This window comes from Chloroflexus sp. (genome assembly GCF_034434295.1).
Taxonomy (GTDB): Bacteria; Chloroflexota; Chloroflexia; order Chloroflexales; family Chloroflexaceae; genus Chloroflexus.
In genome coordinates this window covers 85,026-100,912 of record NZ_DAOTZQ010000005.1, presented here as the reverse complement: position 1 = coordinate 100,912, position 15,887 = coordinate 85,026, and the positions used below count along the sequence as shown (strand labels likewise).

Annotated in this window: 11 protein-coding genes; 8 read left to right on the top strand and 3 right to left on the bottom strand. The window is 56.0% G+C overall.

Annotation, left to right across the window (positions count from 1 at the left end):
* The first annotated feature begins 45 nt into the window (after nt 1-45).
* From VAE57_RS01520 to VAE57_RS01495, 6 genes are all read left to right on the top strand, one after another.
* The gene (locus tag VAE57_RS01520) at nt 46-1,035 is read left to right on the top strand and encodes a sugar ABC transporter permease (RefSeq protein ID WP_322820150.1); all 990 of its coding nucleotides are present in this window, start codon (nt 46-48) and stop codon (nt 1,033-1,035) included.
* On the top strand, nt 1,035-2,099 hold the full coding sequence (locus VAE57_RS01515) for a carbohydrate ABC transporter permease (RefSeq protein ID WP_322820149.1): 1,065 nt from the start codon (nt 1,035-1,037) through the stop codon (nt 2,097-2,099). Before VAE57_RS01520 ends, VAE57_RS01515 begins: the two co-directional genes overlap by 1 nt.
* Nucleotide 2,100: 1 nt before the next feature.
* On the top strand, nt 2,101-3,960 hold the full coding sequence (locus tag VAE57_RS01510; RefSeq protein ID WP_322820148.1) for a glycoside hydrolase family 3 protein: 1,860 nt from the start codon (nt 2,101-2,103) through the stop codon (nt 3,958-3,960).
* 158 nt (nt 3,961-4,118) lie between these two features.
* Nucleotides 4,119-4,880 carry a glycoside hydrolase family 16 protein gene (locus VAE57_RS01505; protein ID WP_322820147.1) on the top strand — a complete coding sequence of 254 codons (762 nt, stop codon included), beginning with the start codon at nt 4,119-4,121 and terminating at the stop codon, nt 4,878-4,880.
* A 23-nt stretch (nt 4,881-4,903) separates the two neighbouring features.
* Nucleotides 4,904-7,357 (top strand): glycoside hydrolase family 3 C-terminal domain-containing protein, encoded by a 2,454-nt coding sequence (locus VAE57_RS01500; RefSeq protein ID WP_322820146.1) that lies wholly within the window; start codon nt 4,904-4,906, stop codon nt 7,355-7,357.
* 914 nt (nt 7,358-8,271) lie between these two features.
* On the top strand, nt 8,272-9,012 hold the full coding sequence (locus VAE57_RS01495) for a phage Gp37/Gp68 family protein (protein ID WP_322820145.1): 741 nt from the start codon (nt 8,272-8,274) through the stop codon (nt 9,010-9,012).
* Between the two features lie 147 nt (nt 9,013-9,159).
* Here VAE57_RS01495 and VAE57_RS01490 read toward each other — a convergent pair whose 3' ends face one another.
* Nucleotides 9,160-10,893 carry a long-chain fatty acid--CoA ligase gene (locus tag VAE57_RS01490; protein WP_322820144.1) on the bottom strand — a complete coding sequence of 578 codons (1,734 nt, stop codon included), beginning with the start codon at nt 10,891-10,893 and terminating at the stop codon, nt 9,160-9,162.
* A gap of 107 nt (nt 10,894-11,000) precedes the next feature.
* A complete protein-coding gene (locus tag VAE57_RS01485; RefSeq protein ID WP_012256959.1) occupies nt 11,001-11,171 on the bottom strand; it encodes a hypothetical protein in 171 nt (56 codons plus the stop codon).
* A 213-nt stretch (nt 11,172-11,384) separates the two neighbouring features.
* Here VAE57_RS01485 and VAE57_RS01480 point away from each other — a divergent pair, with 213 nt between their 5' ends.
* Entirely contained in the window at nt 11,385-12,425 is a 1,041-nt protein-coding gene (locus VAE57_RS01480) for a tagatose 1,6-diphosphate aldolase (protein ID WP_322820143.1), read from the top strand.
* Nucleotides 12,426-12,687: 262 nt separating this feature from the next.
* Here the strand turns inward: VAE57_RS01480 and VAE57_RS01475 are convergent, their stop codons facing one another.
* Nucleotides 12,688-13,410 carry a helix-turn-helix transcriptional regulator gene (locus VAE57_RS01475; RefSeq protein WP_322820142.1) on the bottom strand — a complete coding sequence of 241 codons (723 nt, stop codon included), beginning with the start codon at nt 13,408-13,410 and terminating at the stop codon, nt 12,688-12,690.
* A 234-nt stretch (nt 13,411-13,644) separates the two neighbouring features.
* Between VAE57_RS01475 and VAE57_RS01470 the strand changes: the two genes are divergently transcribed.
* Entirely contained in the window at nt 13,645-15,681 is a 2,037-nt protein-coding gene (locus tag VAE57_RS01470; RefSeq protein WP_322820141.1) for a S9 family peptidase, read from the top strand.
* Nucleotides 15,682-15,887 lie beyond the last annotated feature (206 nt).

The window sequence follows — 15,887 nt, the reverse complement described above, 5'->3', positions numbered from 1 at the left end:
ATCCTGCGCTAAAGACAGGATCGATGGTTCCCCCAGGAGGTTGTTATGGCGATTGTTCCTGACGTAAGTGAAGCTCTAAGGGGTACTTTTGCCAAAACGAAGCGGCGAAAGTTAAGCCAGCTTGAGAAAAAAGAGATCCGCTGGGGGCTGCTCTTTATCAGTCCGTGGATTATCGGCTTTCTGGCTTTCTACCTCTTGCCAATGATCGCATCGTTTGGCTTCTCGTTGTACGATTTCAATCCAGCAGTTCCTGATCAGGCTAGATTTGTTGGCTTTGCCAACTGGCAACGGGCGCTGTTTCAAGATCAGGAAGTCTGGTTGTCGCTACGCCGTACCATCCACTTTGCGGCCATCTCGTTGCCGATTTCGCTCCTCTTTGCGCTGTTTCTGGCGATTTTGCTCAATTCGGAGCACGTGCTGGGCAAGAGTGTGTATCGCACACTCTTCTACATGCCGACGATGATCCCGCTGGTCGCAACAGTCTTGATCTGGAATGGCGTGCTTAACGAACAGACCGGTTGGATCAATGTTATGATTGAACGCCTGACCGGGATTCGGGCAACCGGCACGCAGGGGTTGCGCTGGCTGGCCGATCCCAATCTGGTCTACTACGCCTACACGATGTTCGGGTTGTGGGGTGTCGGAAATGCGATGATCATCTTCCTGGCCGGTCTACAGGGCGTGCCGAGTGAACTCTACGAAGCGGCTCAGATCGATGGGGCGAACTGGTTTCAGCGTTTAATCTTCATCACCATTCCTCTGATAACACCGGTTATCTTCTACCAGGTCGTGTTGGGCGTTATCGGTTCATTACAGTATTTCCTCGCGCCATTTGTGCTCAACAATGGTACCGGCTTTCCTGAAGGGATGACCCGCTTCTTCATGGTCTACTTCTACAAGCAGTCGTTCACCTTCTTCAGCATGGGGTATGGGGCGACCCTGGCCTGGTTGATGCTGATCATCGCCATGATTATCACGATTGTGCTCTTTGGCACGGCACGCTTCTGGGTCTTTTACACAACGGAGGAACGGTGATGGTACGCACACAATACGTTCCCATGCGTTCGCTTTCTAAAACGGCACGGCTCGCTCTCACCCGCATTGCGCTTACCGGCCTGACCCTGGTTGTGCTCGGTCTGTTCCTCATCCCAATGGTGTATGGGATCACGACCGCCGTTAAGACCGACAATCAAATCTCCGAGAGTGGCGCACCTTGGTGGCCGGCGAGTAAACGCACCTTCGAGTATGAAGGGAAGAGCTACGATGTCTATCTCGTGCCCATCGATGGTGAGATGCGTGAACTGGCACTCTACCGGCCCGGTCGGCAGCGGAGTCAGTTTATCGATCCGAACAATCCAGAGGCGGGTGTGATCGAGTGGGAAGGCCAGTGGCGACAGCTTGAGCGCACGTGGGAGCTTGATATTCAGTGGAATAATTTTGTCCGCGCCTGGAATACGATCAACTTTCCCAATCTTTTGCGCAATACGATAACCTACGCTGGTGTCACAACCTTTGGCGCAGTGTTATCGGCAGCATTGGTTGCCTACGGCTTTGCCCGTTTCCGCATTCCCGGCAAGCAAATCCTCTTTATGATCATGCTCTCAACCGTGATCCTGCCGGGTGCGGTTACCCTGATCCCAACCTACTTTGTCTTCTTGCAGATTGGTTGGGTTGGTACATGGCTCCCACTCATTGTTCCGGCCTTCTTCTCGTGGGGCACTAACGTCTTTCTCTTGCGCCAGTTCTTCCTCTCGATCCCGCGTGATCTGGAAGAAGCGGCGATGATCGATGGCGCCAGTCCAATCCGCATCTTTTATTCGATCATTCTGCCGATGTCGCGACCGGCCCTGACTGCCGTGGCTCTCTTCCATTTCTTCTGGGCCTGGAATGACTTTTTTGGTCCCCTGATCTATCTTGCCGGTCATCCCGATAAGTTTCCGATCACGGTGGGCTTGACGGCGTTCAACAATCTGTATTCGCAATCGACCAATCTGATTCAGGCAGCGTCGCTGATTTCGGCGGTTATTCCGATTATCGTCTTCTTCTTCGCCCAACGCATCTTCCTTGAAGGTGTGGTGATTACCAATTTCGAGAAGTAGTATGCATTTCCATCCAGTGCTTGTGCTCGTGCTGCTACCAATCTTTATTGCTGCCTGCGGTCAGGTGCCGGTAGGGTCGCCACCACCAACTGCCACGGTGGTAACCTACCGCGATCCGTCGGCGCCAATTGCTGAACGGGTGAATGATCTGCTCCAACGCATGACCCTGGCCGAGAAGATCGGGCAGATGACGCTGATCGAGAAGAATAGTCTGACGCCCGATCTGGTGCGCGATCTGGCTATTGGTGGGGTGCTGAGCGGTGGTGGCGGCTATCCTCAAGCAGAGAACTCGCCGGCAGCCTGGGCGGCGATGGTCAATGAATTTCAGCAGGCGGCACTCAGCACGCGCCTCGGCATTCCGCTCATCTACGGTGCTGATGGGGTGCATGGGCACAATAATCTCTACGGGGCGGTGATCTTTCCGCATAACATTGGGCTGGGCGCGGCCAACAATCCGCAGCTTATGGAACAGATTGGCCGGGCGACCGCGCTGGAGATGGCGGCAACCGGGGTGTTTTGGAATTATGCGCCGGCAGTGATGGTGCCGCAGGATGTGCGTTGGGGACGCACCTATGAAGGCTACGCCGAGCGGCCAGATCACGTTGCTGCGCTAGCCAGTGGGTTTCTGCGCGGTTTGCAGGCACCTGACATCGCAACCCCAAATCGTGTGATCGGTACCCCGAAGCACTTCCTCGGTGATGGCGGTACCGCCTGGGGATCGTCTACAACCGAGAACTATCAACTTGACCAGGGAGAAACCTTCGGCGACGAAGCCTTTTTACGAGCCGTCCATCTCCCACCCTATCAGGCCCTGATTGCAGCGGGTGCCCAGACGATTATGGCCTCGTATTCGAGCTGGAACGGGCAGAAGATGCACGCCAGCTCCTACTGGTTGACAGATGTGCTCAAACGGGAACTTGGCTTTGCCGGTTTTGTGGTTTCTGATTGGGCAGCTATCGATCAGATCAGTCCTGATTACGATCAGGCAGTTATTACTGCGATCAATGCCGGTATCGATATGAATATGGTGCCCTACGATGCCCACCGCTTTATCGCCTCACTGACGCGAGCGGTGGAACGTGGGGCAGTGAGTGAAGAGCGAATTGATGACGCGGTACGTCGCATTCTGACCGTCAAATTCGCTATGGGTCTGTTTGAACAGCCATTCGCGCATACAGCGTTGTCCGATCAGATCGGGAGCGCTCAGCATCGTCAACTGGCCCGGACTGCGGTCGCGCAGTCGCTGGTGTTGCTGAAGAATGACGCCAATCTGCTTCCACTGCCAAAGGAGATTGGCCATCTCTATATCGGCGGTCAGGCAGCCCACGATCTCGGCATCCAGGCCGGGGGCTGGACAATCGAATGGCAGGGGCGTACCGGCCCAATTATTCCGGGCACGACCATTTTGGAAGGCATTCAGGCGGCAGTATCGCCACAAACGGTCGTTGAATACAACCAACACGGTCGCTTCACCGGTGATCCGGGTGCAGCCGACGCGGTTTGCATCGCTGTCGTTGGTGAATTGCCATACGCTGAAGGGCGAGGCGATAGCGCCAGCCTTAGTCTGCCCCCTGCCGAGAACCGTGTGCTACGGCGCATGGAAGAAGCCTGTGCCCGCCTGGTCGTGGTATTGGTCGCCGGACGCCCACTGCTGGTGACCGATGAACTGCCGAAGTGGGATGCGCTGGTGATGGTGTGGCTCCCCGGTAGCGAAGGGGCCGGTGTCGCCGATGTGCTCTTTGGCGATCAGCCATTTCGTGGTCGCTTGCCGGTCACGTGGCCGCGCAGCCTTGATCAGTTGCCAGTGGGGAGCGGTGATGGGCCGCCGCTCTTTCCCTACGGTTTCGGGTTGACGCCCTGACCGGTGATGGTAGTTTTTACCAGTACGTTTGTCGCCCTCTGTGACGCTTTGATGGCCTGGAAAGGTTATAAACCGTGCCTTTACCGTTGCTGCGTGTAATCAGGCGACCCCTGATCTGGCTGGGAGTAGTGTGTCTGTTGCTGGTTGGATGCTCGGCTATGCCGACGACGCCTGTGATCGGTGAACCAACACCAACCCCATCACCGTGGATCCTCGTCTGGAGTGATGAGTTTGCGAGCGAGACGCTCAACCCCCAGAACTGGTTGTTCGACAAAGGAGCCGGGGGATGGGGGAATAACGAATTGCAGTATTACAGCAACCGGCCAGAGAATATCCGTATTGAAGATGGTGTCTTGATCATCGAGGCTCGTAATGAAGAGTATATGGCCTGGGAATATACCTCGGCCCGCATCAAGACCCACTATCTGCAGAGCTGGACGTATGGTCGGATCGAGGCGCACATGAAGCTACCGGTTGGCGGTAAAGGTGTCTGGCCGGCCTTCTGGATGTTGGGCGATAACATCGCTACTGCGCGCTGGCCCAACTGTGGTGAGATCGACATTATGGAAAATATCGGTAACCCAACCGTTATTTATGGTTCGGTACACGGCCCGGGCTATTCTGGTGGAAATGCGATCACCAAGTCCTTTGTCAGTGCGGTGGATCTGTCGGCTGATTTTCACATCTACGCTGTCGAATGGGAAGCCGACGAGATCCGCTGGTACGTCGATGATCAACTCTACCACACCCTGCGCCGTGAACAGGTACCGGGTGAATGGGTATTTGATCATCCGTTCTTTCTCATTCTCAATCTAGCCGTCGGCGGGAACTGGCCGGGGTACCCCGACGAAACAACCATCTTTCCCCAGCAGCTCCTGGTTGATTATGTTCGCGTGTATCAAGCTGGTGCGGCCTCGTAAGCCAGCCTATGCAGAGGAAGGTTATGACTACGCTCGTTGATCCAGAAACACTGCTTGCTCACCTGACCCTTGACGAAAAGATTGCTCTGCTTGCCGGTGCCGATGCATGGCACACCGTTGCAATACCGCGCCTGGGTATTCCCTCGATCAAGGTTACTGATGGTCCGAACGGTGCTCGCGGTGCTAGCCGCAATGGCGTGCCGACGTCAGCCTGTTTTCCGGTTGGGGTGGCGATGGGCGCAACCTGGAACCCGGAACTGATACGGCAGGTTGGTGAGGCACTCGCCGAAGAGACCAAAGATAAAGGGGCGCATATTTTGCTCGCCCCAACTGTGAATATCCATCGCTCACCCCTGGCCGGGCGCAATTTCGAGTGCTTTTCCGAAGACCCTTACCTTACCGGCGTGATGGCCTCTGCCTATATCAACGGTCTGCAAAGCCGGGGTGTGGGTGCCTGTATTAAACATTTTGTCTGCAACGACTCAGAATTCGAGCGCTTCAGCATAAGCTCTGACGTTGGCGAGCGTCCGCTGCGCGAGATCTATCTGCGACCCTTCGAGATGGCGATGCAGCGTGCGCGTCCATGGACGTTGATGTCGGCCTACAATCGCATCAACGGGGTGTGGGCCAGCGAGAATCGGCGCTTGCTGGTTGAAATCCTGAAGGGCGAATGGCAATTTGACGGCATGGTCATTTCGGACTGGTACGGTACCTATAGCGAGCGAGCGGTCTACAATGGGCTTGACATCGAGATGCCGGGGCCGGCGCGTTGGCTCAGTCGCGAACACGTGATGGCTGCGCTCGAACGAGGTGATCTGAGTGAGGCTGAACTCGACGATAAGGTACGGCGCCTCTTGCGCACTATCGAGCGGGTCGGTGGTTTTGCAAATCCCTCCCCGTCAGCGGAACAGGGTGTTGATCGCCCCGGTCATCGTGCCCTGATCCGACAGGTCGGCGTCGAGTCGATGGTGCTCTTGAAGAACGAACAGCATCTCTTGCCGCTAAACCCTGATCAAGCGCAAACGATTGCCGTTATTGGTGCAAATGCGCATTGGGCTGCTATCATGGGTGGTGGTAGTTCTGAAGTCGCTCCCCACTACGTGGTGACGCCGCTCCAGGGTATTCGGGAGCGGGCCGGTGCCGGTTGTGTCGTTGAGTATGCTATCGGCTGCCCGATCTTCCGTCGCCTCCCCAACCTTGAAACCGGCTGGCTCCGCCTTCCCAATACCGACCGGCCCGGCGCCCGGCTTGACTACTTTGCCAATCCCGATCTGGAAGGGGCAGTAGTGCGGAGCGAACACCTGAACACGCTGGAGGCAAGCTGGTTTGGCGACCAAATTGCCGATCTAACGACGCCGGTCTTCTCGACCCGTGCGACCTGTGATCTGATTCTGCCGCAGAGTGGTCGTTATCATCTGGGATTGGCATGCGTCGGGCAGGTGCGCCTCTGGCTGGATGACGAACTGGTGATCGATCTGTGGGCGAAAGATCTGATGGATGGTGCCGATCAGCGGCAGATAGTGCAATTAGAGGCAAATCGGCGCTATCGTCTGCGGGTCGAATTCCGCTGGCCGCGAGCCGGTAACTGGCGTGGCTGGCAGGTTGGCTTGCTGGTAGCCGGCGCGAGCGATCCTATCGAAGAAGCGGTTGCGCTGGCAGCGCGCTCGAATGTCGCCATCGTCTTTGCCGGTCTAACCAAAGAATGGGAGAGTGAGGGCTTTGATCGCGTTGACATGGAGCTGCCTGGCCGCCAGAATGAATTGATTAGTCGGGTGGCGGCGGTCAATCCACGCACAATCGTCGTTCTCAATGCCGGTTCGCCGCTCAGCATGCCCTGGATCGATGAGGTCGCTGCCGTGGTGCAGGCATGGTATGGTGGACAGGAAGCCGGCCATGCAATTGCCGCTGTGCTGTTCGGCGATGCCGATCCGGGTGGCCGTCTGCCGACCACTTTCCCGCGACGATTGGCTGACAATCCGGCCTACATCAATTACCCCGGCGAAAACGGTCATGTGCTCTACGGGGAAGGGTTGTTCGTCGGTTATCGCTACTACGACCGCAAAGGGGTTACACCCCTCTTCCCCTTTGGCTTTGGCTTGAGTTATACCGAATTCGCCTACAGCAACCTTCGTCTTTCCGCCGAGTCAATGCACGCCGACGAGACACTGACGGTGAGTGTTGACATAACAAATACCGGTTCGCGAACCGGGACGGAGGTGGTACAGCTCTACGTTCACGATGTTGCCGCTCGTCTGGTGCGTCCCGACAAAGAGCTGAAGGGTTTTGCCAAGGTCGAACTCGAACCGGGCGCCACGACGACGGTGACGTTTACCATTGATCGGCAGGCGTTGAGCTATTACGATCCAGCGGTGCCGGGCTGGATTGCCGAACCGGGCGAATTCCACGTCCTGATCGGGCGCTCGGCCGCCGATATTCGGTTGCAGGCCGGGTTCCGCTTGCTGGCGGATCAGGAATGATCGGTTGGCACCGGATGTTGTACGGGGCGGGAGTAGAACGTATTTCATAAAAAGCTGTCATGGCATAGGGTTTGGAGCGCGGCAGCCATGCTGCCGCGCCAGCCACGCTCGCTGCTCCCGCCAGCGGACAGCGCAGGGTTTCCACGAAGCTGTATCGCCCCCCTCCCAACCTCCCCCCGCTGGGGGGAGGAGTGGACAGAACATCAACACGAACCTACCGTCTATGGTATCAGGAAGCCATAGACCACACTTCTACGCTCCCCTCGCCCGCTGCGCGGGAGAGGGGCTGGGGGTGAGGGCGTTCGGGTAGGGGCGGGTTCTGACCCCGCCCCTATGGACGGTGCCCGTGCCGGTTCACTTTACTATACGCAGGGATGCGACGCATGAGCGGGTATCGAAAGGGTACGTCGTGGATCACGTGTCATACATTGTGTTGTTCAGATTTGATGTTAGAACTTATTTCAAAAAACATCTACCAGAAGCTATCTCAATTCATTTCTAACAGACTCTACACTCATAACGAGCAGCTCCAGCATCCCCGTGACCGGCAAGGTCGACGACGTGCTACGCGCCGGATCGTATGTACGGCTGCTGCGGCAGCCATGCTGCCGCACTCCAAACGTCGCGACACGTGGATAACGAGCGGGCAAGGCGACCAATCCAGCGGGTGATGGCACTGTAGAATGGTCGCCAGCACTGATCCCCGCCATATCGGCAAGTTGGGAGCAGGATATACTGTCTTTGATGATTGGCAGGCGTTCATGAGTCTGTCCGACAATCTGGTGGCACGACGGCACAGCTTTATGGAATAAGTTCTACAAGACACCCCCTCCGCAACATCCTCTTGTCAGACCAACAATTTCAAGGTAAGATAGAACAAATATCCTAATTTTCATCGCCATTGGAGTACAACCATGGCCACTTCCAAGATCGAATGGACCGAATCCACCTGGAAACCGCTCACCGGCTGCACCAAAATCAGTCCCGGCTGCAAACATTGCTACGCCGAACGGATGGCGTTGCGTCTGCGGGCGATGGGGGTTGAGAAATATCGGAACGGCTTCACGCTCACGCTCCATCCTGACGTGCTGGAAGAACCGCTCACCTGGAAAAAACCACGCATGATCTTCGTCAACTCGATGAGCGATCTCTTCCACCAGGATGTCCCTCTCGCATTCATCCAACAGGTGTTCGAGGTTATGCGGCGCGCATCCTGGCATCAGTTCCAGGTCTTAACCAAACGGGCCGAACGACTGAGCGAACTTGCACCATTGATTGACTGGCCGGCGAATGTCTGGATGGGGGTGAGTGTTGAGCATGCCATGTACACCTCCCGCATTGATCACCTGCGTCAGACGAACGCCTGCATCAAATTTCTCTCGCTCGAACCACTGCTCGGACCACTACCAGACCTGAATCTGGCCGGCATTGACTGGGTGATTGTTGGCGGCGAGTCGGGACCACGCGCCCGTCCGATGCAGGCCGAGTGGGTGCGCGACATTCGCGATCAGTGTATCCGGGCCGGCGTGCCGTTCTTCTTCAAGCAATGGGGCGGTCCGGTGAAGAAACGCACCGGCCGCCTGCTCGACGGGCGAACGTGGGATGAGTTGCCGTGTCAATCTTCCGTTGCTTACGTTGAGCAAGAGCTAGCATAGCAGGCAGGAAGCGGGAAACTGTTAGCAAAGCGGGCAAGCGTAAACTCGCTACCCAATGAACACCGCCAGGGGCAGGTCGAGAACCTGCCCCTGGCGAAAAGCCGCAACGACGTGCAAAAGGTGGCTCGCTACCAACGCGCCTCGACACTACGCGGTTGCCATTGCCGCCTTCTGCTTTGCCTTCTCTTCTTCAACCAGCACCCGGCGCAGCACCTTACCGACCAGCGTCTTCGGCAATTCGCTGCGGAACTCCACCTCGCGTGGCACCTTATATGGTGCGAGGTGTAGCTTGCAGAACTCCTTGATCTCTTCAACCGTGGGATTTTCACCCGGTTTCGGCACGATAAAGGCCTTCACTGTATCATCACCACGCTGTGGATGCGGAATACCAACAACGACGGCCTCCATCACCTTGGGGTGCATGAAGAGGACTTCCTCGACATCGCGGGGCAGCACCTTGAGACCACCAACGTTGATCATATCCTTCTTACGGTCAACGATGTAGAAGTAGCCATCCTTGTCAACACGGGCAATATCGCCAGTGTGCAGCCAGCCATCGGCATCGATGGTCTGCGCAGTCTCTTCGGGGCGCTGCCAGTACCCCTTCATTACCTGTGGCCCACGCACGCATAGCTCGCCCGTCTCGTCGCTGCCTGGTTCAATCTCCTGACCGGTATCGAGATTGATCACCTTTGCCTCAGTATCCGGAATCGGAATACCGATGCTACCGGCACGCCGCTCACCAAAGACTGGATTGCAGTGGGTCACCGGGCTGGCCTCAGTCATCCCAAACCCTTCGACGAGGCGACCACCGGTCAACTGACCGAACTTCTCCTGCACCTCCATCGGCAGCGGAGCCGAGCCGCTGATACATGCCTTCACGCTGCGCAGATTGTATTCATTCACCTTGGGGTGGTTGACAATGCCGATATACATTGCCGGCACCCCGGGAAAGAGTGTGCAGCGTTCGCGTTGGATCACATTCATCACATTGTCAATCGGGCGTGGGCTGGGTACAATCACAATCTCGGCACCGATATGAATGCTATACATCATCGCTACCGTCATCCCGTACACGTGGAAGAAGGGGATGGCGGCCATCATCTTCTCGCCACCGGGTTCGCCGCGCGTCAACCAGGCTGCCACCTGCACCGTATTGGCTATCAGATTGCGATGGGTCAACATCGCCGCTTTGGGCAGGCCGGTAGTACCACCGGTGTATTGGAAGAGGGCAATATCATCAGGGGTTATACTGACCCGCGGTGGGGTTGGGCCATACTTCTCAAGCAGGTGTTGGAAGAAGAAGATATCCTGCTCTGGCATCACATCAACCCACTCCGGCGTCTTCCTTTGCGCACTTTTCACCAGCAAATTGGATGGAAAGCCCAGGGTATCGAAGATATGGGCCACAATCACCCGCTTTACCGGCGTTTCGGCACGCACTTCGCGCAGACGGGGCCAGAAGATATTGAGTAACACAATCGTCTCGGCACCCGAATCGTGCAACTGATGCTGCAACTCACGCCCGGTGTACGTCGGGTTGGTATTGACAACGATGGCCCCCAACCGCATACAGGCAAAGAAGGTAATAATGTAATGTGGCGAGTTGGGCAACATCACCGCCACCCGATCCCCTTTGCGTACCCCAAGCTGGTAGAGTGCCGTTGCCATCCGATCAACTTTTTCGTTCAACTGTCGATAGGTGAGCTTCCCGCCAACCGTGAAGCGACCACCGAGCAAGTAGCGCAAGACGAAATTGGTTGCGGTGTGGTCGGCATACGTTCTGGCACTGTTGCTCAACATATCGCTGAGCGTAATCTCAGGATACGTCAGCGTAGGCGGAACACCCGGCTCGTAGTACGACAACCAAATCTTGTCCAAATTGCACCTCCTTGTGCGCATGCCACCATTCGGGTGGAAGTGATCCCTCTCGCTTTGCGATGACCTTGCGGTGAAGGTAGCAGTCTTCACCGCATTAACGACCAGCCTTACACATCATCACGCAGCCAGCCTCGCTCACGGGCGATAAATTTGATCGTGGCATCGTCGGGTGGATACAACCCGGCTGCCTGATATGCGTAAGCGAGCAGAGCTGCTCCTCCGATGAGACCAATGATCAACCCCAGGAGAAAGGCGAATCCACCAATAATCCGCTTCATATAGCCTCCCCGTATCAAATATCCCGTCATTGTTTGGGGAACACACATCGATTGTACCATATTTTAACGGCATTGGAAGTGGATCGGGTATAATAGGGGTGTTAGCGCTTTGATAACTCATCATGGTATCGCTGTCGTTCCGCACCGGGAATTATAAACACCTGACATCTGCTACCGGTTGCTGCCCGATTGTTTGAGCTAAGGAGTTGACGCATGGCTAAAGTACAGATGACGCGAGGCAAATTTAACGGAATCCAGGCTTGCGCAGATGCCAATGGCATCATTGCTGCCGCAGCGATGGATCAGCGGGGTTCGTTGAAGAAGGCGATTGCGAAAGCTCGCGGCGCTGAGGCAACCAATGAAGATTTGACGGCATTTAAAACGGCTGTGACCCGCATTTTGACTCGCTATGCCAGTGCCATTTTGATGGATCCGGAGTACGGTTTGCCCGCCATTGCCCAGCGTGCCCCTGGTACCGGTGTGTTGCTGGCCTATGAGAAGACCGGTTATGATGCCTCGGTGCGTGGCCGGCTGCCCGACCTGCTCGATGTCTGGAGTGTGCGGCGCTTGAAAGAAGCTGGCGCCGACGCGATCAAGATTCTGCTCTACTACAACCCCTTCGACGACGCTGCGATTAATGAAGTTAAGCATGCCTTTATCGAGCGGGTTGGCGCAGAGTGTGCGGCCAATGATATTCCTTTCTTCCTTGAGCCAATTGCGTATGATGATGCCGTGGGCGATGAGAAGAGCTTCGAGTTTGCCCTGGTGAAGCCGAAGTACGTGACCGCCTATATGGCCGAGTTCTCAAAGCCGCGCTATGGGGTTGATGTGTTGAAGGTCGAAGTGCCGGTGAATGTCAAGTTTGTCGAAGGGATGCGCGTGTTCAGTGGCCAGAAGGCGTATAGCCGCGAAGAGGCTAAAGAGTTTTTCCGTCAGGCTGCCGATGCAGTGCGCAAGCCGTTTATCTATCTCAGTGCCGGCGTTTCCGACGAGGTCTTCCGCGAGACGCTTGAGCTGGCTGCTGAGGCCGGGACACCTTTCGCGGGGGTGTTGTGTGGTCGGGCTACCTGGCAGGATGGCATCCCGGTCTATGCCCAGCAGGGCTTAGGTGCGCTCGAAGCATGGCTGGAAGATCGCGGGGTTGCCAATATTACTGCGTTAAATGAGACCCTGGCGAAAGGGGCGAAGCCCTGGTGGACGATTTACGGCGGTTTGGAGAACATTGAAGTTGTTGATCTGCCCGTCCAGCAATAAACCCGGCCTGGTGTGGAGTGATCCACTGCCGAAAAGCTCATACGTTAGAGTGAGTGCGGAAGCTATGCTCCCGCACTCTTCATTTACTGCTGAACAAGAGCATATATGTGTCGCTACTACCGGATAGCCAGGGGAGATTGTGCACGGGTCGTGTTGTGCTCATGCCCAACCAACAACACTGAAACAACACAAATGCGACGGGGATACATCGTTTGACAATGACCCGTCGCATTCGGTATCGTTCACTGGCTGGTACTACGTGCTACAGCAACTCCTCCGCCAGCAGCGAGGCGATGTAAGTGAGCGTGGCCCGGCGGCCCTGGGGATGCAGGCGTCGCCACAGATTCAGTAAGCGCTGTTCGGTGTACGCATTGACAATCGTCTCACTGCCCATCCCATCCACTGCTGGCGATGATACGGTTTCAGATGGTGCAGTAGCAGGTTCAGCCTTCATTTCAGGCTGCGCCATGGCGACCGCAGCGGTTTCAACCACCGGTAGTGGTGCCGATGGCAACTCCACCCCGCGCTGACGTAATTCGGTGGCGATGATCAGGTAGGCAACTTCCAGAGAACTCGCCCCCAGGGCTTCGGCCAGACGCATCGCATTGTCGGGATCGGGTGTAGTGTGACCCATCAGATAGTTTTTCATGGCGCTATCGCTGATGCGCGTTGCCGCACACAGACCTGCGCGAGTGAACCGACTCTGCATTTGGTGTTTCAACCACTCGCTAAAAGGCTGTCCGGCGTATGGCAATAGCTCAGCGCGTTCGCGAACTTCGCTGGCCGGCATATTCAGGACGTTTGCCATTTGTTCAAGCGTTTTGCTGCGAATTCGTGTGCGTTTTCCGGCCTCGAACAGGTATGAACGCAGGGTTGCTACGCTGAGATCGAGTTTCTCAGCAAAATCAGCCAGCGACAGATGCTGCTCCATGGCAGCGTGGAAGAGGAGCACTGCAAGTGGTGTCTTTTGATCTGGCGTGCTCACTGGTGTAATCCTTTCATCATCAGTCTGTTCTATGCCAACAGATTATACGCGAAACATTGAATAATTACTTTAATTACTCTTGCTATCGTGGAATTATAATTGATCATTACTAAAGTGTCAAGGTTTATCATGTTATTCTATGATTTCTAGCAAAAATCTTAAGCGTTGATCAATGAGAAGTGTGTTACAATAGCAAGGTCTGTGTACCCGCTTGATAATTCATGGGGCCGAGTTATGACAAACCAACCCCCTGGTCGCTTTACCATTGACGATCTCTACGAATTAGGCTGGCTGGAAGACCCCCGGCTCAGTCCTGATGGACGGTATGTGGCGGTCGTGTGGGTGACGGTGGATCGCATTGGTAATAGTTATCGGCGGCACATTGTGCTGGTTGCTACCGATGGTAGTCAATTACGTCGCTTCACCCGCGGCAAACAAGATCATCAGCCACGCTGGAGTCCTGATGGGCGCTGGATTGCATTTGTCTCCAACCGCGACGATGAACGAGGTCAGATTTATGTTATTCCGGTTGATGGTGGTGAGGCCCGCCAGTTGACCTCGCATCCCAACGGGGCGAGTGATCCGGCATGGAGTCCTGATGGACGATATATCGCATTTCTGGCGCCGGTAAATGCTGAAGAGCAGGCTCGTGAAGATGCCGGTGAAACGCCTTCACCACCAGCCGACGCCTGGGAGGCGCGGCGAAGTCGCGAGCAGCGCCAGCACGAAGAAGAAATGCGCACAGATCCGCGGGTGATTACCAAACTTCCCTACCGCAGTGGTACCAGTTATTTTGATGATCGTCGCCGCCACATTTACCTTGTTGAAGTCGCTGATGATGAGGCACTACCAACCCCGCGCCGGCTGACCTCCGGTGACATCCACTACAGTGCGCCGGTCTGGATGCCGACAGGTGATGCACTCTTGAGCACGGCAACCCGCGATCCCGAAGCCGACTCGCTTTTTGCCTATTATGATGTGATGCGCGTTCCACTTGATGGTTCGTCGCCACACCCGTTAACCAGTAGCGGTTTTTCCTATTTTGATCCGCGCCCATCCCCCGATGGCACGCAGATCGCGTTTCTGCGCTTGAACGAGTCGCGCCTGCTCGGTGAAGGAAAACGGGTTGCGATTATTCCGGCTAACGGCGGTGAACCGCACGATCTCACAGCGCATACCGATCTGAATGTGGAACAATTTCACTGGCAACCCGATAGCCAGGGGGTGTTGTTCAGTGCTGGCTGGCGCGGTGATGCCCATGTCTACCAGATAGGGCTACCGGGAACACCAACCTATCGCAATGGCGCAACGCTGGTCGGTGGGCCGCGGATCGTCAGTGAATTTGATGTGGGGCGCGATGGCACAATTGCCTTTATCGCCGGAAGTGCTGACAATCCCTGCGATCTCTTTGTGCGTAGCGCTGATGGTCAAGAACGGCGTCTGACCGCTATTAACGAGCGCTTATTAAGCCAGCGCCTGATTGTGCCGATTGAAGAAATAACTTATTTTGCACCCGATGGTAGTGAAGTGCAGGGTTGGACGCTCCATCCACCCGATTTCGATCCGTCGCAACGCTATCCGCTGGCAGTCTACATCCACGGCGGCCCACACGTCATGTGGGGTCCGGGTTTCCGTTCGATGTGGCATGAGTGGCAGGTTGCGGCTGCCCGTGGCTATGTCATCTTCTTCTGCAATCCTCGCGGTAGTGAGGGCTATGGCGAACTTTGGCGTGATGCGATTCGGGGGAACTGGGGCGAAGCCGACGCACCCGATATTCTGGCCGGGATTGATGCCCTGGTTGCTCGTGGCTACATTGATCCCGAACGGATTGGAGTGACCGGTGGGTCGTATGGCGGCTATATGACGGCCTGGCTAATCGGACACGATGATCGTTTCGCCTGTGCCGTTGCAGCCCGTGGGGTCTACAATCTTCTCACCCAACACAGCACCAGCGATGCCCATGAACTGATTGAAATTGAATTTGGCGGTTTTCCCTGGGAATTGTACGAGGAGCTGTGGGATCATTCGCCACTGGCTCACGCGCACAAGATCAAGACGCCACTCTTGCTCTTGCATAGCGAGCTTGATTACCGGGTACCGATCAGCGAAGCCGAACAGCTCTTCGCTATTCTCCGCCGCCAGAAGAAAGTGGTTGAACTGGTGCGTTACCCGCGCGAAGGCCATGAACTGACCCGCAGCGGTGAACCACGCCACCGCGCCGATCATATGCAACGAACTCTGGAGTGGTTTGATCGGTATTTGAAGGAGTGATCTCTGCCCAATCTTACTCACCGGTTCAAGGGCGACTAGGATTTGTGGGCGCATGCAAGCGAGGGCTTAATGTCACATCTGGTGTCATAGCGTTCAAAACCCGTGATCCAACGTTCACCCTACCGCCGCTCCTGAGCGCGGAAGCGTACAACCAGTGTTCATGCTCCGCACGCAGTGTGGTCTCGTGGTTCGGCGAGAACACCGTT